At 70.4% G+C, this 24,893-nt stretch carries 30 protein-coding genes and 1 tRNA gene; 14 read left to right on the top strand and 17 right to left on the bottom strand.

Annotated features, from left to right (window positions below; genetic code table 11):
* Nucleotides 1–72 precede the first annotated feature (72 nt).
* Both OG607_RS29055 and OG607_RS29050 read left to right on the top strand, forming a co-directional pair.
* Nucleotides 73–834, top strand: coding sequence for a hypothetical protein (locus OG607_RS29055; protein ID WP_405729711.1), 762 nt, complete (start codon nucleotides 73–75; stop codon nucleotides 832–834).
* Between the two features lie 39 nt (nucleotides 835–873).
* Nucleotides 874–1,581: a class F sortase gene (locus OG607_RS29050; protein ID WP_405729708.1), complete on the top strand. Its 708-nt coding sequence runs from the start codon at nucleotides 874–876 to the stop codon at nucleotides 1,579–1,581.
* On the opposite strand, the gene OG607_RS29045 is transcribed toward OG607_RS29050, so the two are convergent.
* The 4 genes from OG607_RS29045 to OG607_RS29030 all read right to left on the bottom strand — a co-directional run bounded on the left by OG607_RS29045 (nucleotide 1,568) and on the right by OG607_RS29030 (nucleotide 5,527).
* The gene (locus OG607_RS29045) at nucleotides 1,568–2,422 is read right to left on the bottom strand and encodes a fumarylacetoacetate hydrolase family protein (protein WP_405729705.1); all 855 of its coding nucleotides are present in this window, start codon (nucleotides 2,420–2,422) and stop codon (nucleotides 1,568–1,570) included. The two genes, OG607_RS29050 and OG607_RS29045, sit on opposite strands and share 14 nt — an antisense overlap.
* 137 nt (nucleotides 2,423–2,559) lie before the next feature.
* Complete coding sequence (locus OG607_RS29040; RefSeq protein ID WP_405729702.1) at nucleotides 2,560–3,276, bottom strand: class E sortase; 717 nt, start codon at nucleotides 3,274–3,276, stop codon at nucleotides 2,560–2,562.
* Between the two features lie 49 nt (nucleotides 3,277–3,325).
* On the bottom strand, nucleotides 3,326–4,639 hold the full coding sequence (locus tag OG607_RS29035; protein ID WP_405729699.1) for a DUF445 domain-containing protein: 1,314 nt from the start codon (nucleotides 4,637–4,639) through the stop codon (nucleotides 3,326–3,328).
* Nucleotides 4,640–5,179: 540 nt separating this feature from the next.
* Entirely contained in the window at nucleotides 5,180–5,527 is a 348-nt protein-coding gene (locus OG607_RS29030; RefSeq protein ID WP_405729696.1) for a hypothetical protein, read from the bottom strand.
* On the opposite strand from OG607_RS29030, the gene OG607_RS29025 reads away from it, so the two are divergent.
* Together OG607_RS29025 and OG607_RS29020 are read left to right on the top strand one after the other, a co-directional pair.
* Entirely contained in the window at nucleotides 5,526–6,443 is a 918-nt protein-coding gene (locus tag OG607_RS29025) for a GDSL-type esterase/lipase family protein (protein ID WP_405729693.1), read from the top strand. The genes OG607_RS29030 and OG607_RS29025 overlap by 2 nt on opposite strands.
* Nucleotides 6,440–7,555, top strand: coding sequence for an aminotransferase class V-fold PLP-dependent enzyme (locus tag OG607_RS29020; protein ID WP_405729690.1), 1,116 nt, complete (start codon nucleotides 6,440–6,442; stop codon nucleotides 7,553–7,555). The genes OG607_RS29025 and OG607_RS29020 overlap by 4 nt, the downstream gene beginning before the upstream one ends.
* Here the strand turns inward: OG607_RS29020 and bcp are convergent.
* A complete protein-coding gene (bcp, locus tag OG607_RS29015; protein ID WP_405729687.1) occupies nucleotides 7,545–8,012 on the bottom strand; it encodes a thioredoxin-dependent thiol peroxidase in 468 nt (155 codons plus the stop codon). The two genes, OG607_RS29020 and bcp, sit on opposite strands and share 11 nt — an antisense overlap.
* A 113-nt stretch (nucleotides 8,013–8,125) precedes the next feature.
* Here bcp and OG607_RS29010 point away from each other — a divergent pair, with 113 nt between their 5' ends.
* Both OG607_RS29010 and OG607_RS29005 read left to right on the top strand, forming a co-directional pair.
* On the top strand, nucleotides 8,126–8,449 hold the full coding sequence (locus tag OG607_RS29010) for a DUF3618 domain-containing protein (protein ID WP_405729684.1): 324 nt from the start codon (nucleotides 8,126–8,128) through the stop codon (nucleotides 8,447–8,449).
* A 67-nt stretch (nucleotides 8,450–8,516) separates the two neighbouring features.
* Nucleotides 8,517–8,819, top strand: a complete 303-nt coding sequence (locus tag OG607_RS29005; protein ID WP_127358706.1) for a co-chaperone GroES — start codon at nucleotides 8,517–8,519, stop codon at nucleotides 8,817–8,819.
* Nucleotides 8,820–8,961: 142 nt separating this feature from the next.
* On the opposite strand, the gene OG607_RS29000 is transcribed toward OG607_RS29005, so the two are convergent.
* Complete coding sequence (locus OG607_RS29000) at nucleotides 8,962–11,175, bottom strand: transglycosylase domain-containing protein (protein WP_405729681.1); 2,214 nt, start codon at nucleotides 11,173–11,175, stop codon at nucleotides 8,962–8,964.
* 202 nt (nucleotides 11,176–11,377) lie between these two features.
* Between OG607_RS29000 and OG607_RS28995 the strand changes: the two genes are divergently transcribed.
* From OG607_RS28995 to OG607_RS28970, 6 genes are all read left to right on the top strand, one after another.
* Nucleotides 11,378–12,193, top strand: coding sequence for an ABC transporter permease (locus OG607_RS28995; RefSeq protein ID WP_405729678.1), 816 nt, complete (start codon nucleotides 11,378–11,380; stop codon nucleotides 12,191–12,193).
* 31 nt (nucleotides 12,194–12,224) lie between these two features.
* Nucleotides 12,225–12,989 (top strand): ABC transporter permease, encoded by a 765-nt coding sequence (locus OG607_RS28990; protein WP_405737122.1) that lies wholly within the window; start codon nucleotides 12,225–12,227, stop codon nucleotides 12,987–12,989.
* A 9-nt stretch (nucleotides 12,990–12,998) separates the two neighbouring features.
* On the top strand, nucleotides 12,999–13,967 hold the full coding sequence (locus OG607_RS28985) for an ATP-binding cassette domain-containing protein (protein ID WP_405729675.1): 969 nt from the start codon (nucleotides 12,999–13,001) through the stop codon (nucleotides 13,965–13,967).
* Nucleotides 13,968–14,085: 118 nt separating this feature from the next.
* Nucleotides 14,086–14,724, top strand: a complete 639-nt coding sequence (locus OG607_RS28980) for an HNH endonuclease signature motif containing protein (protein WP_405729672.1) — start codon at nucleotides 14,086–14,088, stop codon at nucleotides 14,722–14,724.
* An 80-nt stretch (nucleotides 14,725–14,804) separates the two neighbouring features.
* Nucleotides 14,805–15,650 carry an HNH endonuclease gene (locus OG607_RS28975; protein ID WP_405737120.1) on the top strand — a complete coding sequence of 282 codons (846 nt, stop codon included), beginning with the start codon at nucleotides 14,805–14,807 and terminating at the stop codon, nucleotides 15,648–15,650.
* Nucleotides 15,612–15,687, top strand: a tRNA-Leu gene (locus OG607_RS28970). The genes OG607_RS28975 and OG607_RS28970 overlap by 39 nt, the downstream gene beginning before the upstream one ends.
* A 48-nt stretch (nucleotides 15,688–15,735) precedes the next feature.
* On the opposite strand, the gene rdgB is transcribed toward OG607_RS28970, so the two are convergent.
* The 4 genes from rdgB to OG607_RS28950 form a co-directional block, all read right to left on the bottom strand.
* Nucleotides 15,736–16,338, bottom strand: coding sequence for an RdgB/HAM1 family non-canonical purine NTP pyrophosphatase (rdgB, locus tag OG607_RS28965; RefSeq protein WP_405729669.1), 603 nt, complete (start codon nucleotides 16,336–16,338; stop codon nucleotides 15,736–15,738).
* 15 nt (nucleotides 16,339–16,353) lie between these two features.
* On the bottom strand, nucleotides 16,354–16,740 hold the full coding sequence (locus tag OG607_RS28960) for a hypothetical protein (RefSeq protein WP_405729666.1): 387 nt from the start codon (nucleotides 16,738–16,740) through the stop codon (nucleotides 16,354–16,356).
* A gap of 65 nt (nucleotides 16,741–16,805) precedes the next feature.
* A complete protein-coding gene (gene rph, locus OG607_RS28955) occupies nucleotides 16,806–17,543 on the bottom strand; it encodes a ribonuclease PH (RefSeq protein ID WP_405729663.1) in 738 nt (245 codons plus the stop codon).
* Between the two features lie 95 nt (nucleotides 17,544–17,638).
* Nucleotides 17,639–17,872 (bottom strand): glucose PTS transporter subunit EIIB, encoded by a 234-nt coding sequence (locus tag OG607_RS28950; RefSeq protein ID WP_405729660.1) that lies wholly within the window; start codon nucleotides 17,870–17,872, stop codon nucleotides 17,639–17,641.
* A 173-nt stretch (nucleotides 17,873–18,045) separates the two neighbouring features.
* Here OG607_RS28950 and OG607_RS28945 point away from each other — a divergent pair, with 173 nt between their 5' ends.
* Nucleotides 18,046–19,305 (top strand): PTS transporter subunit EIIC, encoded by a 1,260-nt coding sequence (locus OG607_RS28945; RefSeq protein WP_405729657.1) that lies wholly within the window; start codon nucleotides 18,046–18,048, stop codon nucleotides 19,303–19,305.
* Between the two features lie 63 nt (nucleotides 19,306–19,368).
* On the opposite strand, the gene OG607_RS28940 is transcribed toward OG607_RS28945, so the two are convergent.
* The 7 genes from OG607_RS28940 to clpS all read right to left on the bottom strand — a co-directional run bounded on the left by OG607_RS28940 (nucleotide 19,369) and on the right by clpS (nucleotide 23,383).
* Complete coding sequence (locus OG607_RS28940) at nucleotides 19,369–20,121, bottom strand: MBL fold metallo-hydrolase (protein WP_405729654.1); 753 nt, start codon at nucleotides 20,119–20,121, stop codon at nucleotides 19,369–19,371.
* Between the two features lie 207 nt (nucleotides 20,122–20,328).
* Nucleotides 20,329–21,279 carry a PLP-dependent cysteine synthase family protein gene (locus OG607_RS28935; RefSeq protein WP_405729651.1) on the bottom strand — a complete coding sequence of 317 codons (951 nt, stop codon included), beginning with the start codon at nucleotides 21,277–21,279 and terminating at the stop codon, nucleotides 20,329–20,331.
* Nucleotides 21,279–21,557 (bottom strand): MoaD/ThiS family protein, encoded by a 279-nt coding sequence (locus tag OG607_RS28930; RefSeq protein WP_405729648.1) that lies wholly within the window; start codon nucleotides 21,555–21,557, stop codon nucleotides 21,279–21,281. The genes OG607_RS28935 and OG607_RS28930 overlap by 1 nt, the downstream gene beginning before the upstream one ends.
* Before the next feature lie 136 nt (nucleotides 21,558–21,693).
* Nucleotides 21,694–21,798, bottom strand: coding sequence for a putative leader peptide (locus OG607_RS28925; RefSeq protein ID WP_329317544.1), 105 nt, complete (start codon nucleotides 21,796–21,798; stop codon nucleotides 21,694–21,696).
* Between the two features lie 77 nt (nucleotides 21,799–21,875).
* A complete protein-coding gene (locus OG607_RS28920; RefSeq protein ID WP_329317543.1) occupies nucleotides 21,876–22,301 on the bottom strand; it encodes a M67 family metallopeptidase in 426 nt (141 codons plus the stop codon).
* A 207-nt stretch (nucleotides 22,302–22,508) separates the two neighbouring features.
* Complete coding sequence (locus tag OG607_RS28915) at nucleotides 22,509–23,066, bottom strand: DUF2017 domain-containing protein (RefSeq protein WP_405729644.1); 558 nt, start codon at nucleotides 23,064–23,066, stop codon at nucleotides 22,509–22,511.
* A gap of 5 nt (nucleotides 23,067–23,071) precedes the next feature.
* Nucleotides 23,072–23,383 carry an ATP-dependent Clp protease adapter ClpS gene (gene clpS, locus OG607_RS28910; protein WP_405729641.1) on the bottom strand — a complete coding sequence of 104 codons (312 nt, stop codon included), beginning with the start codon at nucleotides 23,381–23,383 and terminating at the stop codon, nucleotides 23,072–23,074.
* A 100-nt stretch (nucleotides 23,384–23,483) separates the two neighbouring features.
* Between clpS and OG607_RS28905 the strand changes: the two genes are divergently transcribed.
* Nucleotides 23,484–24,809 carry a nicotinate phosphoribosyltransferase gene (locus OG607_RS28905; protein WP_405729638.1) on the top strand — a complete coding sequence of 442 codons (1,326 nt, stop codon included), beginning with the start codon at nucleotides 23,484–23,486 and terminating at the stop codon, nucleotides 24,807–24,809.
* Nucleotides 24,810–24,893 lie beyond the last annotated feature (84 nt).

Genomic DNA, 24,893 nt, shown 5'->3' with positions numbered 1-24,893 from the left:
TGACCCGCCCGGCGACGGACCTTCGACATACCGGGTGATGACGTGAGCCCGGATGACTGGAGGTTGTTCGCCATGGGCTCTGTCCGAATCCCGCTGTACGCCGCCGCCGGGGCGGTGGCACTGTTCTCGCTCTGCGCACCGCCCGCCAGCGCGGCCTATCCCGGGCCGGGCGGCCAGGGCCAGGAGGCCATGACCCTCACCCCGGCCGTCATCTCCGCCGGCGGTGACCTGGACATCCGTACGCAGTCCTGCGGGCGGGCCGTCACCGGCACCGTCAGCTCCACGGCCTTCGTCTCCACGGTCAAGCTCGCCCCGGCGGCGGACGGCGGACTGTTCGCCGAGGCGGTCATCAGCTCCAGCGCGGCCGTCGGGTCCTACCCGGTCTACGTCAACTGCAACGGACTGCCGCGCGCGGCGCAGGGCCAGCTGACGATCGGCGGAGGCGCCGCGGCCGGGGGCGGCGACGGCAAGCAGTGGGGCAGCGGAGGCGCGGGCGGTGGAGGCGCGGGCGGCGAGAAGCAGTGGGGCGGCGGGGGCGGAAACGGCGGGGGCGTAAACGCCGGCGGCGAGAAGCAGTGGGGCGGCGGCGGCACAGGCGGCGTTGGCGGCGGGGACAAGCCCTGGGCCGAGGTGCCGTCCACACCCATCGCACCGGTGCCGGCAGGCGGTGGCGGCACGGCGAAACTGACCGTCAATGACACCGCCGCCGACACCGCCGCCAGGCAGCCGCACGAGGCCGGTGTCCCGGCCGCCGTGGCCGCCGGCGTGCTCGCCGTGGCCGGGGTCGCCGGGCTCGCCCTGCACCGCCGCCGTCGCGGCCGCGACCAGGACTGAGGACCGGCCGCCGTGGCGTCGGTATCGGTAATAGCGTCGGTGATACGAGGTCTGCCAGGTCTGCGAGGCCTCCACGGCCGGGGACGGACCCTCGCGGGCTACGCGGCCACGCTGATCCTGCTCGTCGCCTGGGTCAAGGGCTACGTACACCTCGAAGGCCCGGACTCCGCCGCCTCCGCCCCGTCCGCCGTCACCGCGGCAGCCAACGGCGACGGCGGCAACGGAGGGCGCCCGGCCGCCGTCTACGCCCCGCACCTGCCGCTGCCGTCCGCCCGGCCGGTCCGCGTCGGCATCCCCTCGGTCGGCATCGACGCCCCGGTCGTCGTACGCGGCCTCACCACCGACGGCGCCGTCGAACCCCCGCCGTACGACACCCCCGACGTCGCCGGCTGGTACGGCGCCGGCCCCGCGCCCGGCTCCGAGGGCGCGGCCGTCATCGTCGGCCACGTCGACACCACGACCCGGCCGGCCGTCTTCTACGCCCTCAGCACGGTCGCCCCCGGCGCGCTGGTCAATGTCACCCGCACCGACGGCACCGTCGCCGAATTCACCGTCGAGGCCGTCCAGGTCGTCGACAAGGCCGGCTTCCGCCCCGACCGCGTCTACGGCTCGAACGGCCGCCCCGAGCTCCGCCTCATCACGTGCGGCGGTGTCTTCGACCGCGCGAAGCAGGCATATTCGGCCAATGTCGTGGTCTACGCGGCGCTGACGGGAAGCACTACGCGCTCAGGCCCTACGCGCTCTTGAACACCTGACGCTGCCGCCCGAGCCCGTCGATCTCCAGCTCGACCACATCCCCCGGCCGCAGGAACGGCTTGGGGTCGGGGTGCCCGAGTGCCACGCCCGCCGGGGTGCCGGTGTTGATGACGTCCCCCGGGTACAGGGTCATGAACTGGCTGAGGTAGCGCACGACTTCCGCCACCGGAAAGATCTGGTCGGCGGTGTCGCCGTTCTGCTTCAGCTCGCCGTTGACCCACAGCCGCAGGCCGAGCGCCTGCGGATCGGGCACCTCGTCGGCCGTGACCAGCCAGGGCCCGAGCGGATTGAAGGTCTCGCAGTTCTTGCCCTTGTCCCACTGGCCGCCGCGCTCGATCTGGAACGCGCGCTCGGACACGTCATGCGCGATCGCGTAGCCCGCGACCGCCTCCAGCGCCTCCTCCGCGGACGCCGCGTAGCGCAGCTCCCGCCCGATCACGACCGCCAGCTCGACCTCCCAGTCGGTCTTCTCGCTGCCGCGAGGCACCAGCACGGTGTCCTCGGGCCCGACGACCGTGTCCGGGGCCTTCATGAACAGGATCGGCTCTTTCGGGATCGGCGAGCCGGTCTCCTTGGCGTGGTCGTGGTAGTTGAGCCCGATGCAGACGATCTTCCCGATCCGGCCCAGCGGCGGCCCGACCCGCAGGTCCGCGTCGAGCGCGGGCAGCGTCCCGGCCGCCTCCTCCTCGCGGATGCGCGCGAGGGCGGACTCGTCGGCGAGCAGCGCCCCGTCGATGTCGGTCACCAGGGCCGACAGGTCGCGCAGGACCCCGTCGCGGTCCAGCAGTGCAGGGCGCTCGGCCCCGGCGGCTCCGGCTCGCAGCAGCTTCACAGGACACTCCGTTCATTCATGGTCGGCATCACCCCGACGAGGACGGTCATCGGAGGTCTTGTCAGATCCTCCGAGCCCGGCGTCGCCCGCGCAAGCCCCTGACCACACTCTGGTCACCGTTCTGGTCACCGTTCCGGTCACCGTACCCGCGCCGATGTCAGCCGCCCCCAGACCACCAGCCGGTAGCGGGAGGTGAAGGCGGGCGTGCAGGTCGTGAGCGTGATGTAGTACCCCCGCCCGCTCAGGCGGGCCGAGCGGTGGAAGCTGCTGTACGGCACCGGCGCGACCACGGTGCCGTCCTGGGCGGAGGTCCGGGCCAGGGTCCTCACGACGACGTACGTGAAGCGGGTGGTGGCCGTCTCGACGCTGACGGTGTCGCCGACCCGGAGGCGGTCGAGGTGGCGGAAGGGCTCGCCGTGGGTGTTGCGGTGCCCGGCCACGGCGAAGTTGCCGGCCTGGCCGGGCTGGGCGGTGCGGGGGTAGTGGCCCACGTAGCCGTGGTTGAGGACCTTGGCCTTGGTGATGCCCTCGGCGACGGGGGCGGTGACGCCCAGGCGCGGGATGCGGAGCACGGCGTACCCCTGGGAGGCGGACGCGGTGCGGGTGGGGGCGGATTGATCCGATGTCTCGGCCGCCGACGAGGCCGCGGGGGCGCCGTCACCCGCACCCGCACCCGCCCCGGCCCCCGCGCCCGTGCCCCACGCCTGCTCCAGCTGCTGCACCCGGCGCTGGGCGGAGGTGTGATCCCGCAGGTTCGTCCACCACAGCTGGTGGGCGACCAGCAGCAGGACGACGACACCGAAGGTCACCGCCGCCTCGCCGAGACCCCACAGGGCCCGCCCTGGCCATCTCACCCGGAGCACGATAAATGACGTGCCATCAGATTGCCATGGCGGCTGCCTCCTACCCCGCCACGAGCCGTGACAGCGCGTAGATCGCCAGCCCCGCCAGCGCTCCGACCACCGTGCCGTTGATGCGGATGAACTGCAGGTCCCGCCCGACGTTCGCCTCGATCTTGCGGGTGGTCTGCTCGGCGTCCCAGCCGGCGATGGTGTCCGTGATGAGAGAGGTGATCTCGTCCTGGTAGGTCGTCACGACATACGTGGCCGCGTCCTCCAGCCAGCCGTCCACCTTGCCGGTGAGCGCGGGGTCCTGAGCCATCCGCGCGCCCAGCGAGAGCAGCGAGGCCCGCGCCCGCAGACGCAGCTCGCTGCGCTCGTCGCCGGCCGCGGCGACGACCATGCCGCGCACGGCGCTCCAGGCGGACTCGATGAGGTCCTGGACCTCGCCCCTCGCCAGCAGGTCCTTTTTCAGCCGTTCCACCCGCGCTCGCGTGTCGGGGTCGGACTGCAGCTCGACCGCGAAGTCCCTCAGGAAGCGGTCCACCGCGCCGCGCGCCGGGTGATCGGGCATGTCCCGCATCTCGGCGGTGAAGCGCACCAGCTCCTTGTAGACCCGCTCCCCGACCCTGCGGTCCACGAAGCGCGGCGTCCAGCCGGGGGCGCCGCCCTGGACGGCGTCCATCACCGAATCGCCGTGCTCGACCAGCCAGTCGTGGGCCCGTACGCACACCAGGTCCACCACCCGCCGGTGCCCCTGGTCCGCGACGATCCGCTCCAGCATCTTCCCTATCCCCGGCCCGATCTCCTGCGCCTCCGCCCGCCGCGTGATCGCCTCGCCGACCACCGCCTGCACGTCGGAGTCCCGCAGCACCGTCAGCGCCCCGCGCAGCGCGGCCGCCGCCTGCTCGGTCACCCGGTCCGCGTGGTCCGGCTCCTCCAGCCACCGCCCCAGGCGCGAGCCGATCCCGACGGCCCGCAACCGGGTGCGCACGACGTGCTCGGACAGGAAGTTGTCCCCGACGAAGTCGCCGAGGCTGCGCCCCAGCGCGTCCTTCTTCGTCGGAATGATCGCCGTATGCGGAATCGGCAGCCCCAACGGCCGCCTGAACAGCGCCGTCACCGCGAACCAGTCCGCCATCGCGCCGACCATCCCCGCCTCCGCCGCCGCCGCCACGTAACCGGCCCACGGGCCCGCTCCGGCGGACTCGGCCCACTTCGCGAGGGCGTACACCAGCGTCGCCACCAGCAACAGCCCGGTCGCCAGGACCTTCATGCGGCGTACGCCGCGCCGCTTCTCCAGGTCGGCGGCACTGTACGAAAAGCCACCCGACGACGCCGCCCCAGCCCGTGCCCGGGACGTATCCACTCCGCTCATCGCCGCACCTCCCCCGCCACTGCCGACCCCGTACTTCCCGGGGGTACGGGGGGTGGCCCCCCGGAAGAACACAGCATGCGGCGTACGCCGCGCCGCTTCTCCAGGTCGGCGGCACTGTACGAAAAGCCACCCGACGACGCCGCCCCAGCCCGTGCCCGGGACGTATCCACTCCGCTCATCGCCGCACCTCCCCCGCCACTGCCGACCCCGTACTTCCCGGGGGTACGGGGGGTGGCCCCCCGGAAGAACACAGCATGCGGCGTACGCCGCGCCGCTTCTCCAGGTCGGCGGCACTGTACGAAAAGCCACCCGACGACGCCGCCCCAGCCCGTGCCCGGGACGTATCCACTCCGCTCATCGCCGCCCCGCTTCCAGCCGTGCCCGCTTAACGCGGTGTACGCCGCGTGGTTCGGTCATTTCTGCCGCTCTCATTTCAGGGCGCCCGCTACTCCCGCGTATTCTCCACGCCACACTCACTGATGGAACGAACAACGGGTTCCCGACGTCCGAGGAGACTCATCGCTTGGCCAGATCCACCGGTTACACCCTGCTGGCAGCCCTCGCCGCGCTGGTCGCGCTCGTGTCGATCGCGATCCTCGTCGTGGTGAGCCGCGGTGACACGCCCGCGCGCGTGGCGCCGGCAGGGCAGTCCTCGGCGAGCGGGGCGTGGGTGGGGACGTGGGAGACCGCGGCGGTGGGCGGGGAGCCGGGGACGGCGAAGGGGTATCCGGGGACGTCGATACGCAATGTGGTGCACGCGAGCGTCGGGGGGACGGCGGCGCGGGTTCGGCTGTCGAACACGTTCGGTACACGGCCGCTGTTGATCAGCCATGCCACGGTCGCGGTGGCGGCGAGCGCCGACAGTCCGGTGGCTAAGGCGGACAGCATGCGCGCGCTGACGTTCGCGGGCGGCGCCGAGGCGGTGATACCGGCGGGCGGGAGCGTGGTGAGCGACGCGGCGCAGCTGACGGTGCCGGATTCGGCGGACCTGCTGGTCACGACGTACTCGCCGACCGCGTCGGGCCCGGTGACGTATCACCCCGACGCCCGCCAGATCTCGTACACCGCGCGCGGCGAGCACACCGCGCAGACCAGCGGGGCGGCCTTCGTCGGGCAGAGCCCGCACTGGCGGTACGTGACCGGGGTGGACGTCTTCACGCCCCGGGCCGACGGCGCGGTCGTGGTGCTGGGCGACTCGCTCACCGACGGCGTCGCGTCCACCGTCGGCGCGAACCGGCGCTGGACCGACGACCTCGCGATGCGCATGCTGAATTCCGGCCTGCGCATGGGCGTTCTCAACGCGGGACTGAGCGGCAACCGGATCCTGCTCGACGAATCCACCGGCTTCGACCCCGGTGGCCTCAACCGCCTCGGGCGTGACGCGCTCGGCGCGACCGGGGCCAGGACGCTGGTCGTGCAGCTGGGGATCAACGACATCCTGCGCGCGCCGCGTCAGACGGAGCCAGCGTTCGTCATCGACGGGCTGCGCGCGATCGTTCACCGCGCGCATGCGCAGGGGGTGCGCGTCGTCGGGGCCACGCTGGCCCCCGTGCAGGGCCACGCGGGGTACAGCGCCGCCGTGGAGGCCGTGCGGCAGAAGATCAACCAGAAGATCCGGACCGGCGTGATCTTCGACGACGTCGTCGACTTCGACAAGGTGCTCCGCGATCCGCGCCGGCCGGCGCGGCTGCTGGGCGCCTACGACTCCGGGGACCATCTGAACCCCAACAACGCCGGGTACCAGGCCATGGCCGACGCGGTCGCGCTCGGCACCCTCAAGAGCGACGGGAAAGCGAACGCATGACCAGCGAGGCCGGACTGCCGGGATACGCCGAGCACTTCAGCGAACCCGAGGGCTATCTGGACTTCGCCCGCTACGGACCGCCCTCCCGCGACGTCCTCGACGCGACCGCCGCCGCCCTCGCGCAGTCCGCGCAGGCCGGCCACACCACCGTCAACGAGCTGATGCTGGCCGAGCCGCGCGCCCGCGCGGCGGCGGCCCGCCTGGCCGGAACCGGCCCTGCGCATGTCGTGTTGCTGCCGAACGCCTCCACCGGCCTGTTCCACGCGGCCTTCGGCATCCCCAAGGGCACCGTCCTGGTCCCCGCCGCCGACTTCCCCGCCAACCACTACCCGTGGCGCCGCAGCGCCGCCCTCGGCCGCGCCGAGCCCCGCTGGCTCGACGCCGCGCCGACCCCGGAGGCCGTCGACAAGGCACTGACCGACGTTGTCGTCGCGGTGTCGCTGAGCGCCGTGGACTTCCGTACCGGCTACCGCGCCGACCTCGCCGCCATCCGCCAGGTCATCGGCGAGGACCGGCTGCTGATCGTCGACGCCATGCAGGCCTTCGGCGTCGCCGACCTCCCCTGGGACGCGGCCGACGTGGTCGTGGCCGGCGGCCAGAAGTGGCTGCGCGCCAGCTGGGCCACCGGCTTCGCCGCTCTGTCCGACCGGGCCCTGGAGCGGCTGGAGCCGACGCTCACCGGCTGGACGGGCGTCGAGGACGTCGCCGTCTTCGACGACACCGAGCACCCGGCCGCGCCGGACGCGCTGCGCTGGAGCATCACCAACCTGAGCCCGGTCACGGCGGCCGCGTTCGCCGCCGCCCTGGAGCTGGTCGAGACGGTGACCGTGCGGGCCATCGCCGCGCATGTCGCCCAGCGCGTGGACGAGCTCATCGACGCCGTCCGGGCGGCAGGCGGCGAGATCCTCTCCCCCGTCGCACCCGCCGAACGCGCCGGCATCGTCTCCTTCCGCCTCCCCGGCACCGACCCGGCGGCCGTCGCCAAAACGCTGCACGCGCATGACGTCACCCCGTCGGTGCGCGCCGACTCCGTACGGCTGTCGGCGCACGCCTCGACGACGGCCGGGGCGGTGGACCGGGTAAGGCAGGCGCTGCAGTCGGTCAGAGCTTGAGGTCCTTGATGAGCTTGGCGACATGCCCGGTGGCCTTGACGTTGTACCAGGCGTGCTCGACGTTCCCGGCCTCGTCCACGACGACCGTGGAGCGGATGACGCCAACGACGGTCTTGCCGTAGAGCTTCTTCTCGCCGAAGGCGCCGTACGCCTCCAGCACCTGCTTGTCCGGGTCGCCGACCAGCGTCACCTTCAGGGACTCCTTCTCCCGGAACTTGGCGAGCTTCTCCGGCTTGTCCGGCGAGACCCCGATGACGTCGTAGCCCGCCGAGGCCAGCAGGTCGAGGTTGTCGGTGAAGTCGCAGGCCTGCTTGGTGCAGCCGGGGGTCAGGGCGGCCGGGTAGAAGTAGACGATGACCTTGCGGCCCTTGTGTCCGGCCAGGGACACCTCGTTGCCGTCGGCGTCGGGCAGGGTGAAGTCGGGGGCGGGATCACCGGGGGTGAGGCGCTCGGCCATGGGGTGCAACTCCTCTGAAAGGGGGTGCCGACGGGCGTCGGGACGTGCGGACTGACAGACTGTCTGCACGGTACCGGGCGGACGGTACCCGGCGAGTTGACGAAGGAGCTGCGGTGTCGGACGCGAGGACCCCCGCGCAGATCGAGGCGGACATCGTCCGCAGGCGGCAGGATCTCGCCGCGGCCCTGGACGAGATCGCGGTGCGCGTGCACCCGAAGACGATCGCGGCCGACACGAAGGCCAAGGTCGCCTCGGCCGTCGACCGCACCGCCGGCCAGGCGTACGTCGCGGTGAACCGGGCGGTGACGCAGGCGTGCGGCCACTTCACCTCGGAGGACGGCAGCCCGCGCCTGGACCGCATCGTGCCGGTCGCGGTGGGCGTGGTGGCCGTGGTCGCGGTGGTGGCCGGGCTCTCACTGCGCAGGCGACGCCGGTAACGTCGTACCTGTGAGTTCGAACAAGACCGATACGGCACGCGAGTCCCATGACAAGCTCCCCATCCGCATGCTGCACGACCGTGTGCTCGTGCGCAGCGACTCCCCCGAGGGCGAGCGCCGCTCAGGCGGCGGCATCCTGATCCCCGCCACGGCGGCCGTCGGCAAGCGGCTGGCCTGGGCGGAGGTGGTCGCCGTCGGCCAGAACGTACGGACGGTGGAGGTCGGCGACCGAGTGCTGTTCGACCCGGAGGACCGGGCCGAGGTCGAGGTGCGGGGCACCGCGTACGTGCTGATGCGCGAGCGCGATCTGCACGCGGTGGCCGCGGAGCGGCTGCAGGGCGCGGAGGACTCCACCGGGCTGTACCTCTAGGACTGTGACCCGAGCGTTCGCCGGGTTGCGCAGCCCTCCGGCTGCGCTTGTCCTCAATCGCCGGACGGGCTGAATTCAGCCCGTCCGGCGATTGAGGACGGAACCGGCCACCCGGGCAGACCCCAGGGCCCTGCGCGAAGCGCTATGGCTCCGCGTCCACGTCCGGCGTACCGAAGTCGATACCGCCGTCCGTCGCCCCGTCCGTCGGGGCCTCGGTCGTCGGGGTCGGCGCCCCGGTCGTCGGGGCCTCGGTCGTGGGGGCGGTGGTCGTCGGGGCCTGGGTGGTCGGCGGGGCGCTGGTCACGGGCGGCTGGGTGGTCGCCGGGGCACTGGTCCGGGGCGCTGTGGTGATCGGCGGGGCACTGGCCCCCTTCTCCAGGAACAGCTCGAAGCTCTCGGCCTTCTTCCCCTTCAGCGCGCCCTTCGTGTACGCCGCCCAGATCTGCGTCGGATAGCCGCCGCCGTTGACCCGGGCCAGCCCGGTCACACCGTAGAGCGACTTCTGCTTCCCCGTCGCCGAATCCTGGCCCATGACCGCGACCACGGTCGCCAGATTCGGCGTGTACCCGGCGAACCAGGCCGCCCTGTCCTCCTCCATCGTCCCCGTCTTGCCCGCCGAGGGCCGCCCGGCCGCCTGCGCCGCCGTCGCCGTACCGCCGTTGACCACCGACCGCAGGATGGAGGTCGTCGTGTCGGCCGCCTCGCGCGAGATCGCCTGCTTGGCCGGGCGGGAGGGCAGGTGGATGTCGGTGCCGTCCCTGGTGATCTTCACCACCAGCGTGTACGGGATGTACCTGCCGTGGTTCGCCAGCGTCGCGTAGGCCGACGCCATGTCCAGCGGGCTCGCGGTGGCCGTGCCCAGCGCCATCGACGGATTCGTGGTCAGCGACGGCGTGTCCGACGGCAGTCCGAGCGCGATGGCCGTCGCCTTGACCTTGGCCGGGCCCACGTCCTGGGCCATCTGCGCGTAGACCGAGTTCACCGACTTGTCCATCGCCCGGGTGACGGTGATCGGCCCGTACGAGACATCGTCCTCGTTCGCCGGCCGGTAACCCGTCGGGCCGTCGGGACCGATCACCTCGCGCTTGTTGGTGCCGCTGTAGACCGTGTACGGGGTGATGGTCCGGCCGTACTGGGTCTGCGACCTGTTCTGCACGGCGGACGCGAAGATGAACGGCTTGAAGGTCGAGCCGACCTGATAGTCACGGCGGGTCGCGTTGTTCACATACTGCTTCGTGTAGTCGATGCCCCCGTACATCGCCACGACCCTGCCGGTCTTCGGATCGATCGACGCCCCGCCCGCCCGGACGTACTTGTCGGCCTTGTGCGCCTTGCTGTTGAGCTTGTCCATCAGCTGCTTCTCGGCGGCGCTGACGAAGGCCGTCTCCTTCGACTTCTCGATCGTGGTGGTGATGCGGTAGCCGCCGGTGCGCAACGTCTCCTCGTCGACGATGTCGTTGTCCGCCAGATAGTCGTTCACCGCCTCCACCAGATACCCGCGCTGACCCGACATCCCGGTGGCCGCCTTCACCGGGCCCGGCTTGGGGAACACGGTTGACTGCCGGGCGCTCTCGCTCAGCCAGCCTTCCTTCACCATCCCGTCCAGGACGTAGTTCCAGCGGGCCACGGCCTTCGCCTTGTTCTCCGGGTGGGCGACCACGTCGTACTCGCTCGGGGCATTGAGGAGGGTCGCGAGATAGGCGCCTTCGGCGACGGTCAGCTCGTCGGCGTCCTTGCCGAAGTACGCCTGCGAGGCCGCCTGGACGCCGTAAGCGCGCCGGCCGTAGTAGCTGGTGTTGAGATAGCCCTCGAGGATCTCGTCCTTGGTCTTCTCCCGGTCCAGCTTGATCGCGATGAAGAACTCCTTCACCTTGCGGACCGCGGTCTGCTGCTGGGTGAGGTAGTAGTTCTTCACGTACTGCTGGGTGATCGTCGAGCCCGACTGCTTGCCCTTGCCCGTCGCGCTGTTCCAGGCCGCCCGCACCATCGCCTTCGGGCTGACCGCCGACTCCTGGTAGAACCGCCGGTCCTCGGCCGCCAGCGTCGCGTACTGCGCCGACTTCGCGACCTGGCTCAGCGGCACGCTCTCCCGGTTGACCTCCCCGTCGCGGGCGAGCTGCGAGCCGTCCGCGTACAGATACACATTCGACTGCGCGACGGCCCCGGCATTCGCCTTCGGGATGTCCACCAGCATGTAACCCGCGATGAAAGCGCCCGCCAGCACCAGCACGAACAGCAGGAACGACCCCACGACCGTCCGCCAGGTCGGAATCAGCCGGCCAAGGCCGGTGCGCTTGCTGCTCATACCTTCTTGGACTCCTCCACCGCCGCCGAGGGTTGTGCCACGGCGGAACATCTGGGGTCAATCGTGACCTACGCCGCGCAGGACACTGTCGCATCAAAGGACTGATAAGGGACATCAGCACACACTTGTGACAGTCCCGTGACAGGCCGGATGACCCAATCCACCCACCCGTATGAGTTAAAAAGGGTTGGAACGGTTCCTGACCCGCCGCTAGGCTCGTGCGCTTGCGCGCGATTCGGGAGGGGCGGTCCGGATGAGCCGGTACGGAGGCCTGTACGGCGCCGTTGCGACAAGCAGTTTCCGCCGCTACTCGACCTACCGGGTCGCCACCGCGGCAGGCGTCTTCACCAACACCGTCTTCGGCTTCATCCTCGCCTACACCTACATCGCCCTGTGGGACCAACGGCCGCACCTCGGCGGCTACGACCAGTCCATGGCCCTCACCTACGTCTGGATCGGCCAGGCCCTCCTCGCCACCATGGCCATGATGGGCGGCGGCTTCCAGGACGAGCTGATCGAGCGAATCCGTACCGGCGACATCGCCATCGACCTCTACCGCCCCGCCGACCTCCAGCTCTGGTGGCTCACCGCCGACCTCGGCCGCGCCGCCTTCCACCTCCTGGGCCGCGGACTGCTCCCCACGCTCTGCGGCGCCCTCTTCTTCGACCTGGCTCTCCCCGCGAACCCCCTGACCTGGCTCGCCTTCCTCCTGTCGGTCGTCCTCGGCATCGTCGTCAGCTTCGCCCTGCGCTACCTCGTCGTCCTCAGCGCCTTCTGGCTGCTCGACGGCGCCGGCGTGACCACCGTCGCCGGGCTCGCCATGCTCTTCTTCTCCGGCACGCTGCTCCCGCTCAACGTCTTCCCCGGCGCCCTGGGCGACATAGCCCGGCTCCTCCCCTGGTCAGCGCTCCTCCAGGTCCCCGCCGACATCCTCCTCGGCGTCCACACCGGCCCCCTCGGCCTCGCCAGGGCCTACGGCCTCCAGCTCGCCTGGGCCGTCACCCTCCTCTGCGCCGGGCGCGCCCTCCAGGCCGCCGCGACCCGAAAGGTGGTCGTCCAGGGTGGCTGACGCCCTCCGCTCCTACTGGCTCATCGTCGTCATGTGGATGCGCTCCACCATGGCCTACCGCGCCTCATTCCTCATGACCACCTTCGGCAACTTCGCCGGCACCGCCCTCGACTTCGTCGCCATCGTGCTGATGTTCACCCGCGTCGACTCCCTCGGCGGCTTCTCCTTCGCCGAAGTCGCCTTCCTCTACGGCACCACCAGCACCTCCTTCGGCATCGCCGACCTCCTCATGGGCAGCATGGACCGCCTCGGCCGGCGCGTCCGCGACGGCACCCTCGACACCCTCCTCGTCCGCCCCGCCCCCGTCCTCGCCCAGGTCGCCGCCGACAAGTTCGCGCTCCGCCGCCTCGGCCGCCTCACCCAGGGCGCCCTCGTCCTCGGCTGGGCGATCGCCCGGCTCGACATCGCCTGGACCCCGGTGCACCTGCTCCTCCTCCCCGTCATGCTCATCAGCGGAGCCGGCATCTTCAGCTCCGTCTTCGTCGTCGGAGGGGCCTTCCAGTTCCTGTCCAACGACGCCTCCGAAGTCCAGAACTCCTTCACCTACGGCGGCAACACCCTCCTCCAGTTCCCGCCCACCGTCTTCGCCAAGGACCTTGTACGCGGCGTCACCTTCGTCGTCCCCCTCGCCTTCGTCAACTGGCTGCCCGCCCTCCGCATCCTCGGCCGCGACGACCCCCTCGGCCTGCCCGGCTGGATCGACTTCGCCCCACCCCTCGTAGCCGGTGCCTGCCTCGCCCTCTCCGGGCTGGCCTGGCGCGCCGGCCTGCGTTCCTACCGCAGCACAGGGAGCTGAGAGCCTCACATGGACGACCTCATCATCGAACTCGACGGCGTCGAGAAGATCTTCGACGTACGGCGCCGCGCCGGGCTCTGGCGACGCGAACGGCGCCAGGTCCGGGCCGTCGACGGCATCTCCTTCACCGTGCCGAGAGGAGAAATGGTCGGCTACATCGGGCCCAACGGCGCCGGCAAATCCACCACCATCAAGATGCTCACCGGCATCCTCACCCCCAGTGGCGGCCGCCTCAGGGTCGCCGGCATCGACCCCTCCCGGGAACGCACCCGCCTCGCGAGGCGCATCGGCGTCGTCTTCGGCCAGCGGACCACTTTGTGGTGGGACCTGCCCCTGCGGGATTCGTACGAGCTGGTGCGGCGCATGTACCGCATCCCCGACGACCGCTACCGGATCAACCTGGCGCGCTGTGTCGAACTCCTCGACCTGGCCGAGCTGTTGGACGTCCCGGTGCGGCAGCTCTCGCTGGGGCAGCGGATGCGCGGAGACATCGCGGCCGCGCTGCTGCACGATCCCGAGGTTCTCTACCTGGACGAGCCGACGATCGGGCTGGATGTCGTCAGCAAGGCGAAGGTCCGCGAATTCCTGCGCAGCGTCAACTCCGAGCAGGGCATGACCGTTCTGCTGACCACGCATGACCTGACGGACATCGAGCAGCTCTGCAAGCGGGTCATGGTCATCGACCACGGACGCCTCATGTACGACGGCGGACTCGACGGCCTCCACGCGGTCGGCGAGAGCGAGCGGACCCTCGTCGTCGACTTCGAGCGCGAGCTCCCCCCGATCGAGCTCGCCGGCGCGCGTTGCGAGCGCGTCGACGGGCCCCGGCAATGGCTCGCCTTCCCAGCAGGCGCGAGCGCGGCCCCGCTCGTCGCGGAACTGGCGGCTCGGTATCCGGTCGTTGACCTGTCCGTGCGGGAGCCGGTGATCGAGGACGTCATCGCCCGGATGTACACGGAGAGCCCGGCCCCGGCCTGACGGCCGACGGCCGGGCTCGCGATCGCAAAGTGGTCGGAATACGGACGTGACCATCCGACTATCGGTTCGTTAGTGCGTACGAGACTGCTACGCGCAGCCGATACCGGAGGGGGTTCCGTTGTCCATCGGTTTCAAGTACACCCGTGAACTCGTCGCAGACGCCGTTGCCTTGTGCACGTCACTATCCGAGGTGATTTCGAGATTCGGCGGCAAACCCACGAGTGGCAGCCGCGCGTATCTGCGAACGCTGGTCGCACAGTGGGGCATCGACTGTTCTCACTTCGAGCGCGAGGGTGTCCGGCATACGGAGCGGCGGCTTCGCGAAGTTGTCCGCGAGTCGAGCAGCATCGCCGAGGTTGTGCGACGGTTGGGCATCAGCCCTGTGGGCGGCAACCAGGCCCACATCGGCCGCCGCATCGCGAAGCTCGGCATCGACACTTCACACTTCACTCCCGTGGTACGCCAACCACGGCGGAAGCGAGCCAAGGACGAGATTCTCGTCCTTGGCTCCCCTCAAGACGGCCGCACCAGCAGCAGTCGCTTGCGCAAATACCTGCTGAGGGAAGGCACGCCGGACACGTGCGCGATGTGCGGCACTGGCCCCAGGCGAAATGGCGAACCACTTCGCCTGGAAGTCGACCACATCAACGGCGACTGGTGGGACAACCGCCTGGATAACCTTCGGCTTCTCTGCCCCAACTGCCATTCCGTCACAGACACTTTCCGTGGCCGCAAGCGTGCCGGGAAGGCGTCATAGTGTCCCGTCTCTACGACCGCCCCGGCTACACACGTATCGGGCTCGAAACCACCGCCCCTGAATGCCGCAGCCTCGTGGACATGCTCCGCCGCCTTGGCCAGCCACTGGGAAGCGGGCCCCTCCGCTACCTTCGTGGACGGCTCAAGCACTACGGCATCGACACGACCCACTTCGTGGACGAACCTCTGCCCCGTCGGCCTGCACAGAGGTACACGAAGGAGGTTCTTGAGGATGCCGCAGCGCACTGTGGGTCCGTCCGGGGGATTCTTGAGTACTTGGGCGTGCCGCCCTACGACACCGCGTATGGCCATCTCAAACGGAGGTTGGCTCACTTCGGCATCGACACCTCTCACTTCCCCGACGCCGGCCAACGAGGTGGCCCGATCGACCCGAACCGTCTCCGTGAGGCTGCAGCTGACTCCCTCAGCCTGGCAGAGACAATCCGAGCCCTTGGCCTCAGCAACGGCGGCGGCACACGCCAGCGGGTGAAGGCCGCTCTGGCCGCTCACGGAGTCCCAACCCAGCATTTTGTCGGCCAGGGATGCAACCGCAACAAACGATCACCGCAACGCAAGACGGCTGACGAGATCTTGCGGCGGCTTGATCCCGGAGCACCGCGCACACGACGATCGCTCCTCCATCGAGCATTGCAGGAGAAGGACGTGGCCTACGTATGCGCAAAATGCGGCGTGGGTGACGTCTGGCAAGGACATCGACTCGTCCTGGAGATCGACCACATCAACGGCGATCGCCTGGACAACAGGTTCGCCAACCTGCGGTACCTCTGTCCGTCATGCCACAGCCAGACGAACACGTTTGCCGGTCGTGACCCTCGGGCCAGTATCCCTTCGCAGGTGGGCCGCGACACCCAGTACAGTAGACCGGGCGGGCCCGTACCCCAGCTGGCAAAGAGGGCGCCGGTTTAGGTCCGGTGTGTCGTGGGTTCGAGTCCCACCGGGCCCACCGCCAAAGGCGCGACACCGTTTGAGGTGTCGCGCCTTTCCTTGTCACTCACCCCACAAGCTCGCGCACCACCGGCGCCAGCGCCCTGAACGCCTGTCCCCGGTGACTGATCGCGTTCTTCTCTTCCGCCGTGAGCTGGGCGCAGGTCCGCGACTCCCCCAGCGGCTGCAGGATCGGGTCGTAGCCGAACCCGCCGTCCCCCACCGGGGCGTGCCGGAGCGTGCCGAGCAGCCGCCCTTCCACCACCCGCTCCGTGCCGTCCGGAAGCGCAAGCGCGGCCGCGCAGGCGAAGTGGGCACCCCGATGCGCGTCGTCGATGTCGGAGAGCTGGGCGAGGAGGAGGTCGAGGTTGGCGCGGTCGTCGCCGTGGCGGCCAGCCCAGCGGGCGGAGAAGATGCCGGGGGCGCCGTTGAGGACGTCGACGCAGAGGCCGGAGTCGTCGGCGACGGCGGGGAGGCCGGTGGCCTGGGCGAGGGCGTGGGCCTTGAGGAGGGCGTTCTCGGCGAAGGTGACGCCGGTTTCCTTGACGTCGGGGACTTCGGGATAGGCGTCGGCGCCGACGAGGTCGTAGTGGGGGCCGACGGCGGTGAGGATGGCGCGGAGTTCGGTGATTTTGCCGGGGTTGCGGGTGGCGAGGACGATGCGGGTCATGGGGTGATTATCGCGTCAGCCGGGGGTGCAGACCTTGGTGAGTTCGCCGGCTGCGTCGACGACGGGGGAGATGTCGGGGACGTCGCCCTTCTCGGCGGCGGCCTGGGCGTTGTCGACGGCCTGGGTGAGGGATTTGACGGCGGCGCTGACGTCGGCGTCGCCGGTGTCGGCGTCGATGGCCTTGAGGTCGCTGGAGATCTGGTCGAGGGCGTTGGCCGCGGCCTGGGGGTTGTCGCCGGCGTTGCTGATGGCGTCCTGGAGGTTCTGGACGTCGGTGGCGACGGTGGCGGCGGTCTGGGCGCAGCTGAGAGCCTTGTCGACGGCGGAGCAGCCGGTGAGGGCTGCGGCGGCCAGGAGGGGGGCGGCTGCGGCGAGGGCGAGGCGGCGGGCGCGTGAAGGCATACCTCTCTATACGCGCCGCGCCGCCTAAAGGTTGCGTAAAACGACGAAGTCAGACGGTCGGGCGGTCAGATGGCGAGGATGCCGGCGAGGGCTTCGCGCTGGAGGGCGTCGAGTTCGGCGCAGCCGGAGACGGCGAGGTCGAGGAGCGCGTTGAGCTCCTTGCGGTCGAAGGGGGCGCCTTCCGCGGTGCCCTGGACTTCGACGAAGCGGCCGTCGCCGGTGCAGACGACGTTCATGTCGGTCTCGGCGCGGACGTCTTCCTCGTAGGCGAGGTCGAGGAGGGGGAGGCCGTCGACGATGCCGACGGAGACGGCGCTGACGGTGCCGGTGATGGGGCGGGCCTTGAGGCGGACGAGGTGGTTGCTCTGCATCCAGGCGACGGCGTCGACGAGGGCGACGTAGGCGCCGGTGATGGCGGCGGTGCGGGTGCCGCCGTCGGCCTGGAGGACGTCGCAGTCCAGGACGACGGTGTTCTCGCCGAGCTGCTTGTAGTCGATGACGGCTCGCAGCGAGCGCCCGATCAGGCGGGAGATCTCGTGCGTGCGGCCGCCGATCTTGCCGCGTACGGATTCGCGGTCGCCGCGGGTGTTGGTGGCACGCGGGAGCATGGAGTACTCGGCGGTGACCCAGCCTTCGCCGCTGCCCTTGCGCCAGCGCGGTACGCCCTGGGTGGCGCTGGCGGTGCAGAGGACGCGGGTGTCACCGAAGGAGACGAGGACGGAGCCCTCGGCGTGCTTGCTCCAGCCGCGCTGGATGGTGACGGGGCGGAGCTGTTCGGGGGTGCGACCGTCGATACGAGACATGGGATTGAGCCTATCGGCTGTGGGCGCAGGGCCCGTTCCTGTCCTTGAACGGGCCCTGTCCTGTGGTAAGCCGACGGCTCAGCGGGCTCAGCGGGTCACATCATGTCTTCGATGTCCGCGGCGATGGGGTCCGCGTCCGTGCCGATGACGACCTGGATGGCGTTGCCCATCCTGACGACACCGTGGGCTCCGGCCGCCTTGAGGGCGGCGTCGTCGACCTTGGAGGCGTCTTCGACCTCGGTGCGGAGGCGGGTGATGCAGCCTTCGACCTCGATGATGTTTTCGAGGCCGCCGAGCCCGGCGACGATCTTCTCAGCCTTGGTGGGCATCTTTCACTCCTGTTTTCTCGGCCGTCACGCACACGGTGTCGACTGGTCTACACCATTTTACCCTCCAGGAGAAACGTGATCCAGGCCACACGGATTGAGGCATTCCTTACTGTCGGCCATACGTGGTAAACACTGGTCTACACCACCGAGTGGTATAGACCAGGAGGAACCACATGACCACCGCCACAGCGTCTGCGCCGGCGGCCCCCGCAGCCAAGAAGCGGGGCTCCGGCCTGTTCTCAGGTTTGCAGAAGGTCGGCCGCAGCCTGCAGCTGCCGATCGCCGTGCTGCCGGCGGCGGGCATTCTGCTCCGCTTCGGACAGCCGGACATGTTCGGCGCCGACGGCCTCGGCTGGGACCGGGTCGCGTCCGTGTTCGCCACGGCGGGCGGCGCGGTCTTCGACAACCTGCCGCTGCTGTTCTGTATCGGCGTCGCGATCGGCTTCGCCAGAAAGGCGGACGGCTCGACCGCCCTCGCGGCACTGGTCGGCTTCCTGGTCTACAAGAACGTGCTGACCGCGTTCCCGGTCACCGAGGCGAAGATCCAGAAGGGCGCCGACATAGCGGCGACCTACAACAACCCCGGTGTCCTCGGCGGCATCATCATGGGTCTGCTGTCGGCCATCGTCTGGCAGCGGTTCCACCGCACCAAGCTCGTGGACTGGCTCGGCTTCTTCAACGGCCGCCGGCTCGTCCCGATCCTGATGGCCTTCATCGGCACCGCGGTCGGCGTCTTCTTCGGCCTGGTCTGGGAGCCGATAGGCGAGGTCATCAGCAACTTCGGCGAGTGGATGACCGGTCTCGGCTCGGTCGGCGCCGCCCTGTTCGGCCTGATCAACCGCGCGCTGATCCCCGTCGGCATGCACCAGTTCGTCAACTCCGTGGCCTGGTTCCAGCTCGGCGACTTCACCAACTCGGCGCACGTGGTCGTGCACGGCGACCTCACCCGCTTCTTCGCGGGCGACCCGACCGCCGGGCAGTTCATGACCGGCTTCTTCCCGATCATGATGTTCGGCCTGCCCGCCGCCGCGCTCGCCATGGCGCACACCGCCCGCCCCGAGCGCCGCAAGGCCGTCCTCGGCATGATGATCTCCGTCGCCCTGACCTCGTTCGTCACCGGCATCACCGAGCCGATCGAGTTCTCGTTCATGTTCATCGCGCCGCTGCTCTACGCGGTCCACGCGGTGCTCACCGCCCTCTCGATGGCCATCACCTGGGCGCTGGGCGTGCACGCCGGCTTCACCTTCTCCGCCGGCTTCATCGACTACGCCCTGAACTGGAACCTCGCCACCAAGCCATGGCTGATCATCCCGATCGGCCTGGTCTTCGGAGTGATCTACTACGTGGTCTTCCGCTTCGCGATCATCAAGTTCGACCTCCCCACGCCGGGCCGTGAGCCCGAGGAGGAGATCGAGGACCTCACCAAGGCGTGATCCACGATGCGCGAGGCCCCGGCACCGTCGTTACGGTGCCGGGGCCTCGTCATGCCGTGATGCCTACAGCTCGTACACCGCGCCGGGCTTCGCCAGCTCCACCGGGCCGTCGAAGACCTCGCGGGCGTCGGTGAGGTTGATGTCGGGGTCCGTCCACGGCGGGATGTGGGTGAGGACGAGCCGGCCCGCACCGGCGCGGTCGGCGTGTTCCCCGGCTTCGCGGCCGTTGAGGTGCAGGGCGGGGATGTCCTCCTTGCCGTACGTGAAGGACGCCTCGCACAGGAAGAGGTCGGTCCCGTCGGCGAGGGCGAGCAGCGCGTCGCTGACGCCGGTGTCGCCGGAGTACGTGAGCGACTTGCCGGCGTGCTCCACGCGGAAGCCGAAGGCCTCGACGGGGTGGCTCACCCGGTCCGTGGTGACGGAGAAGGGGCCCAGGCGGAAGGTGCCGGGTTCGAGGGTGCGGAAGTCGAAGACCTCGCTCATGCACTTCTCGTCCGGCAGGTCGCCGTACGCGGTGTTGAGGCGGCGTTCGGTGCCTTCGGGGCCGTAGACCGGGATGGCGTGGGCGGGGCCGCCCTCGTGGCGGTAGTACCGCGCCACGAAGTACCCGCACATGTCGATGCAGTGATCAGCGTGCAGATGGGACAGCAGTACGGCGTCCAGGTCGTACAGGCCGCAGTGGCGCTGCAGCTCGCCAAGGGCACCGTTGCCCATGTCGAGAAGCAGCCGGAAGCCGTCGGCCTCTACGAGGTAGCTCGAGCAGGCCGATTCCGCGGAGGGGAACGAGCCCGAGCAGCCGACGACGGTGAGCTTCATGTGCAGAAACCTCCGTGGAGTCGTCCGGGGGTCTTGCGGGAGGTGAGCGGGCGGGGTGGGGACGTACGGCCCGCCGTGCCACCTGAGCGTACGGCGCGGCGTGTACGCCCGCGCCTCCCCTGGCCGCCGTTGTGGGCGGAATCACCAGTCCGGCGGCCCCTCCGGGACTCCGCCCCGGGCCCTCCCCCGAGGCCCGCCGGCCGCGGCCTACGCCCAGAGCTGGCCGTGCAGAGCCGCGATCGCGGCCTCCGTCGTGGGCGCGGTGTACACGCCGGTGGACAGGTACTTCCAGCCGCCGTCGGCGACGACGAAGACGACGTCGGCGGTCTCGCCGGCGCGCTCGGCCTTACGGGCGACGCCGAGCGCGGCGTGCAGCGCGGCGCCGGTGGAGACGCCGGCGAAGATGCCCTCCTGCTGGAGGAGTTCGCGCGTGCGCGCGACCGCGTCCTCGGAGCCGACGGAGAAGCGTGTGGTGAGGACGGACTCGTCGTAGAGCTCGGGGATGAATCCCTCGTCGAGGTTGCGGAGGCCGTAGACGAGGTCGTCGTAGCGCGGCTCGGCGGCGACGATCTGGATGGCGGGGATCTTCTCGCGGAGGAAGCGGCCGACGCCCATCAGGGTGCCGGTGGTGCCCAGACCGGCCACGAAGTGGGTGATGGACGGCAGGTCGGCCAGGATCTCGGGGCCGGTCGTCGCGTAGTGGGCACCCGCGTTGTCGGGGTTGCCGTACTGGTAGAGCATCACCCAGTCGGGGTGCTCGGCGGCGAGGTCCTTGGCGATGCGGACGGCGGTGTTGGAGCCGCCCGCGGCCGGGGAGCCGATGATCTTGGCGCCCCACATGGCGAGGAGTTCACGGCGTTCGCGCGAGGTGTTCTCGGGCATGACGCAGATGATGTCGTAGCCCTTGAGCCGGGCGGCCATGGCCAGGGAGATGCCGGTGTTGCCGGAGGTGGGCTCAAGGATGGTGCAGCCGGGGGTGAGGCGGCCGTCGCGCTCGGCCTGCTCGATCATGTGCAGGGCCGGGCGGTCCTTGATGGAGCCGGTGGGATTGCGGTCCTCCAGCTTGGCCCAGACGCTGACGCGGTCGGAGGGCGACAGGCGTGGCAGCCGCACGAGCGGGGTGTTGCCGACGGCTGCCAGCGGGCTGTCGTATCGCATCAGCGCATGCCGCCGGCCACGGCCGGGAGGATGGTGACGCTGTCGCCGTCGGTGAGCTTGGTGGTGATGCCGTCGAGGAAGCGGACGTCCTCGTCGTTGAGGTAGACGTTCACGAAGCGGCGCAGGCCGCCGTCCTGGACGATGCGCTCGCGGATGCCGGCGTGCCGGGTGTCGAGGTCGGTGAAGAGCTCGTCGAGCGTGTTTCCGCTGCCCTCGACGGCCTTCTGGCCGTCGGTGTAGGTGCGGAGGATGGTGGGGATGCGGACCTCGATGGCCATGCGGGCTGGCTCCTGTCGGAAAGGGCGGCGGGTGCGTCGGTCGGGTGGCGTGCGGCGCGGCGTGGTGCGGAAGGCAGATCGGCGGACGGAGTCCGACGCAGCGGCCCGAAGCCCGCGAAGCGGCGCGAGGGGCGCGTCAGGAATCGGTACACGCCGCGCTGGCGAGGCGGCACAGGTCGACGTGCAGCCGCGCCACGAGCAGCATGCCCGGCGCCTTCTTGCTCACGTCGAGGGAAACCATGGGCTCATCGTATCGATTCCCCCGGGCTCGCAGAGATGGCCGTCCCATGATGCGGACGATTCCGTCTCAGATGTACGTCACACGTACGCGTCGACGATCTCGACCGGCTCCTCGGTGACCTCGCCGTCCACGATCCGGAATGAGCGGAACTGGAAGGGACCGGCGTCGTCGGTGTCGGCGGTGGAGACCAGGACGTAGTGGGCGCCCGGCTCGTTGGCGTAGGAGATGTCGGTGCGGGAGGGGTAGGCCTCGGTCGCGGTGTGGGAGTGGTAGATGACCACCGGCTCCTCGTCGCGGTCGTCGAGCTCGCGGTAGAGCTTGAGCAGGTCCGTGGAGTCGAACTCGTAGAACGTGGGCGACCGGGCCGCGTTCAGCATCGGGATGTGCCGCTCGGGCCGGCCGGAGCCCTCCGGTCCGGCGATGACGCCGCAGGCCTCGTCCGGGTGGTCGGCGCGGGCGTGGGCGACGAGGGCGTCGTGGAGAGCCCGGGTGATGGTCAGCATGCGCATCAGAATAAGCGGGGCCCCGGCAAGGCCCCTCGCGGCTAGGCCCTGTTCGGGCGATCAGGGTCGGATAGGCCGCGGCGTCTGGTGCGGTGCATCGCAAGGCGCCGGAATGCCCGCAGACTGGTTTGTCTGTGGGCTTTTCGGCAACGCCGCGAGGTGCCGTGTCAGGCGTCACGGCCCCGGCCATGATCGCCCGGACAGGGCCTAACGCATCAGCGTCTCCACGAGCGTCTCCTGGAGGCCGCCGAGCCACAGGTACGCCATCACCATCGGCTTGCGCGGGTCGCTGTCGGGCAGCCGGTAGAGCTCGTTGTCCTCCTCGTCGACGTCCAGCCGGGTCCCTATGGTCAGCCGGAGGTCGTTGAGGGCGCCGAGCCACTGCCGGGACTCGTCGGGGCTGAGCCTGATGACCGGGCCGCCGGCCCCGGCGTCCAGGGTGCGGACCATGGCGAGGGCGTCGTCGCGCTTGCGGGAGCGCAGATCGTTCTCGGTGTAGCGGCGGAAGTCGGAGGAGTCGGCGGCGTCCTCGTACGCGTCCGGGAAGAGCCGGGCCAGCGCGGGGTCCTCCGGGGGCTTGGAGGGGCCGTCGGCGAAGAGCTCGGCGAGCGGGTCGGCGGACTCGCCCGGCCCGCTCTCGGGCCCGTCGCCGGGGCCGATCAGTTCCAGGAGCTGGACGGCGAGGCTGCGGAGGATGGAGACCTCGACCTCGTCGAGTGCGATGGCGGCGCCGCCGCCGGGGGCGGTCTCGAAGTATCCGGTCATCGTGGTCAGCGGTCCTGCTGCAGGGTGGCCCACAGTCCGTAACCGTGCATTGCCTGCACGTCGCGCTCCATCTCCTCGCGGCTGCCGCTGGAGACCACGGCCCGGCCCTTGTTGTGGACGTCCAGCATGAGCTTGGTCGCCTTGTCCTTCGTGTAGCCGAAGTACGCCTGGAAGACGTATGTCACATAGCTCATGAGATTGACCGGGTCGTTGTGGACCAGGGTCACCCACGGAACATCCGCCGCGGGTACGGCAAACGGTGCCTCGCTGGACTCGGTGCGTTCGATCTCTACGGGGGCGACACTCACGTCCCCCATGGTGTCACCGCATGGGGTGACAGGTGAAACCGAGCGGGTTCGTCAAGTGCTTCCCGAGACATCTCGTCAGTTTGACGAGATGTGCGCTAGCATCCTCGTCATGAGCACAGCAGACCTGGGCCTGCCCGTCGCGGTCCCGTCCACCGCGCTGTTCACCGACCGCTACGAGCTGACCATGCTGCAGGCCGCCCTGCGCAGCGGCGCGGCGCACCGGCGCTCGGTGTTCGAGGTCTTCACCCGCCGCCTGCCCGAGGGCCGGCGCTACGGCGTCGTGGCGGGCACCGGGCGGGTCCTGGACGCCGTGGAGAACTTCCGCTTCGACGCGGACCTCCTGGCCTTCCTGGAGCGCGAGGCGATCGTGGACGCCCCCACCCTGGACTGGCTGTCCGGCTACCGGTTCCGGGGCGACGTCGACGGCTACCCCGAGGGCGAGGCCTACTTCCCCGGCTCCCCGATCCTGCGGGTCGAGGGCACCTTCGCCGAGGCGGTGCTGCTGGAGACGGTGATCCTGTCGATCCTCAACCACGACAGCGCCATCGCCGCCGCCGCGTCCCGTATGGCCGTCGCCGCCGGCGGGCGGCCCCTCATGGAGATGGGCGCCCGCCGCACCCACGAGCTGGCGGCCGTCGCCGCCTCCCGGGCCGCGTACGTCGGCGGCTTCGTCTCGACCTCCAACCTGGCGGCCGGCTTCCGCTACGGCCTGCCGACCATCGGCACCAGCGCGCACGCCTTCACCCTCCTCCACGACAGCGAGCGCGACGCCTTCACCGCCCAGGTCGAGTCCCTGGGGCGCGGCACGACCCTGCTCGTGGACACCTACGACGTCGCGACGGCGGTCCGGGCCGCCGTCGAGATCGCCGGGCCCGAGCTGGGGGCCGTACGGATCGACTCCGGCGACCTGCTGCTGCTCGCCCACCGCGTGCGCCAGCAGCTCGACGACCTCGGCGCGAAGAACACCAGGATCGTCGTGACCTCCGATCTCGACGAGTACGCGATCGCCTCGCTCGCGGCCGCCCCCGTGGACGCGTACGGGGTCGGCACCTCCCTGGTGACCGGCAGCGGGCACCCGACCTGCTCGATGGTCTACAAGCTGGTGGCGCGGGCGGCGGACGGCGAGCCTCTTGAGCCCGTCGCCAAGAAGTCCACCGGCGGCAAGACCAGCATCGGCGGCCGCAAGTGGGCCGCCCGGCGGCTCGACGCCGACGGCGTCGCCGAGGCCGAGGTGGTGGGCACCGGGCCCGAGCCCGTGTCCGGTGAGCTGGCGGGGCTCATGCTCCAGGTGCCGCTGATGCGCGGCGGCCGGAGCGTCGGCCGCGAGCCGATGTCCGCCGCCCGCGCCCGCCACATCGAGGCCCGCGCGGGGCTCCCGCTGTCCGCGACGCAGCTGTCGCGCGGGGAGCCGGTGCTGCCGACGGTGTACGCGTGAGTGTACGAGTGGGCCCGCCGTGCCCAGGCCCTGTCCGGGCGATCACGAACGGCCCCTTCGCCGCCCGGCACGGCACCTCGCCGC

It is taken from the genome of Streptomyces sp. NBC_01537 (genome assembly GCF_045040445.1).
Lineage (GTDB): Bacteria > Actinomycetota > Actinomycetes > Streptomycetales > Streptomycetaceae > Actinacidiphila.
Note: the sequence above shows the minus strand (reverse complement) of the source record. Positions and strands in the feature narration are given on the sequence as shown.

Bases quoted from the DNA above. Each gene is read 5' to 3' on its own strand.
- OG607_RS29055 (WP_405729711.1), top strand. From the start codon at position 73: ATGGGCTCTGTCCGAATCCCGCTGTACGCCGCCGCCGGGGCGGTGGCA.
- OG607_RS29035 (WP_405729699.1), bottom strand. From the start codon at position 4,639: ATGAGCGGAGTGGATACGTCCCGGGCACGGGCTGGGGCGGCGTCGTCG.
- OG607_RS29025 (WP_405729693.1), top strand. From the start codon at position 5,526: ATGCGCGCGCTGACGTTCGCGGGCGGCGCCGAGGCGGTGATACCGGCG.
- OG607_RS29030 (WP_405729696.1), bottom strand. From the start codon at position 5,527: ATGCTGTCCGCCTTAGCCACCGGACTGTCGGCGCTCGCCGCCACCGCG.
- OG607_RS29020 (WP_405729690.1), top strand. From the start codon at position 6,440: ATGACCAGCGAGGCCGGACTGCCGGGATACGCCGAGCACTTCAGCGAA.
- bcp (WP_405729687.1), bottom strand. From the start codon at position 8,012: ATGGCCGAGCGCCTCACCCCCGGTGATCCCGCCCCCGACTTCACCCTG.
- OG607_RS29005 (WP_127358706.1), top strand. From the start codon at position 8,517: ATGCTGCACGACCGTGTGCTCGTGCGCAGCGACTCCCCCGAGGGCGAG.
- OG607_RS29000 (WP_405729681.1), bottom strand. From the start codon at position 11,175: ATGTTCCGCCGTGGCACAACCCTCGGCGGCGGTGGAGGAGTCCAAGAA.
- OG607_RS28995 (WP_405729678.1), top strand. From the start codon at position 11,378: ATGAGCCGGTACGGAGGCCTGTACGGCGCCGTTGCGACAAGCAGTTTC.
- OG607_RS28990 (WP_405737122.1), top strand. From the start codon at position 12,225: ATGTGGATGCGCTCCACCATGGCCTACCGCGCCTCATTCCTCATGACC.
- OG607_RS28985 (WP_405729675.1), top strand. From the start codon at position 12,999: ATGGACGACCTCATCATCGAACTCGACGGCGTCGAGAAGATCTTCGAC.
- OG607_RS28975 (WP_405737120.1), top strand. From the start codon at position 14,805: ATGCTCCGCCGCCTTGGCCAGCCACTGGGAAGCGGGCCCCTCCGCTAC.
- rdgB (WP_405729669.1), bottom strand. From the start codon at position 16,338: ATGACCCGCATCGTCCTCGCCACCCGCAACCCCGGCAAAATCACCGAA.
- OG607_RS28960 (WP_405729666.1), bottom strand. From the start codon at position 16,740: ATGCCTTCACGCGCCCGCCGCCTCGCCCTCGCCGCAGCCGCCCCCCTC.
- rph (WP_405729663.1), bottom strand. From the start codon at position 17,543: ATGTCTCGTATCGACGGTCGCACCCCCGAACAGCTCCGCCCCGTCACC.
- OG607_RS28950 (WP_405729660.1), bottom strand. From the start codon at position 17,872: ATGCCCACCAAGGCTGAGAAGATCGTCGCCGGGCTCGGCGGCCTCGAA.
- OG607_RS28945 (WP_405729657.1), top strand. From the start codon at position 18,046: ATGACCACCGCCACAGCGTCTGCGCCGGCGGCCCCCGCAGCCAAGAAG.
- OG607_RS28940 (WP_405729654.1), bottom strand. From the start codon at position 20,121: ATGAAGCTCACCGTCGTCGGCTGCTCGGGCTCGTTCCCCTCCGCGGAA.
- OG607_RS28935 (WP_405729651.1), bottom strand. From the start codon at position 21,279: ATGCGATACGACAGCCCGCTGGCAGCCGTCGGCAACACCCCGCTCGTG.
- OG607_RS28930 (WP_405729648.1), bottom strand. From the start codon at position 21,557: ATGGCCATCGAGGTCCGCATCCCCACCATCCTCCGCACCTACACCGAC.
- OG607_RS28925 (WP_329317544.1), bottom strand. From the start codon at position 21,798: ATGGTTTCCCTCGACGTGAGCAAGAAGGCGCCGGGCATGCTGCTCGTG.
- OG607_RS28920 (WP_329317543.1), bottom strand. From the start codon at position 22,301: ATGCTGACCATCACCCGGGCTCTCCACGACGCCCTCGTCGCCCACGCC.
- OG607_RS28915 (WP_405729644.1), bottom strand. From the start codon at position 23,066: ATGACCGGATACTTCGAGACCGCCCCCGGCGGCGGCGCCGCCATCGCA.
- clpS (WP_405729641.1), bottom strand. From the start codon at position 23,383: ATGGGGGACGTGAGTGTCGCCCCCGTAGAGATCGAACGCACCGAGTCC.
- OG607_RS28905 (WP_405729638.1), top strand. From the start codon at position 23,484: ATGAGCACAGCAGACCTGGGCCTGCCCGTCGCGGTCCCGTCCACCGCG.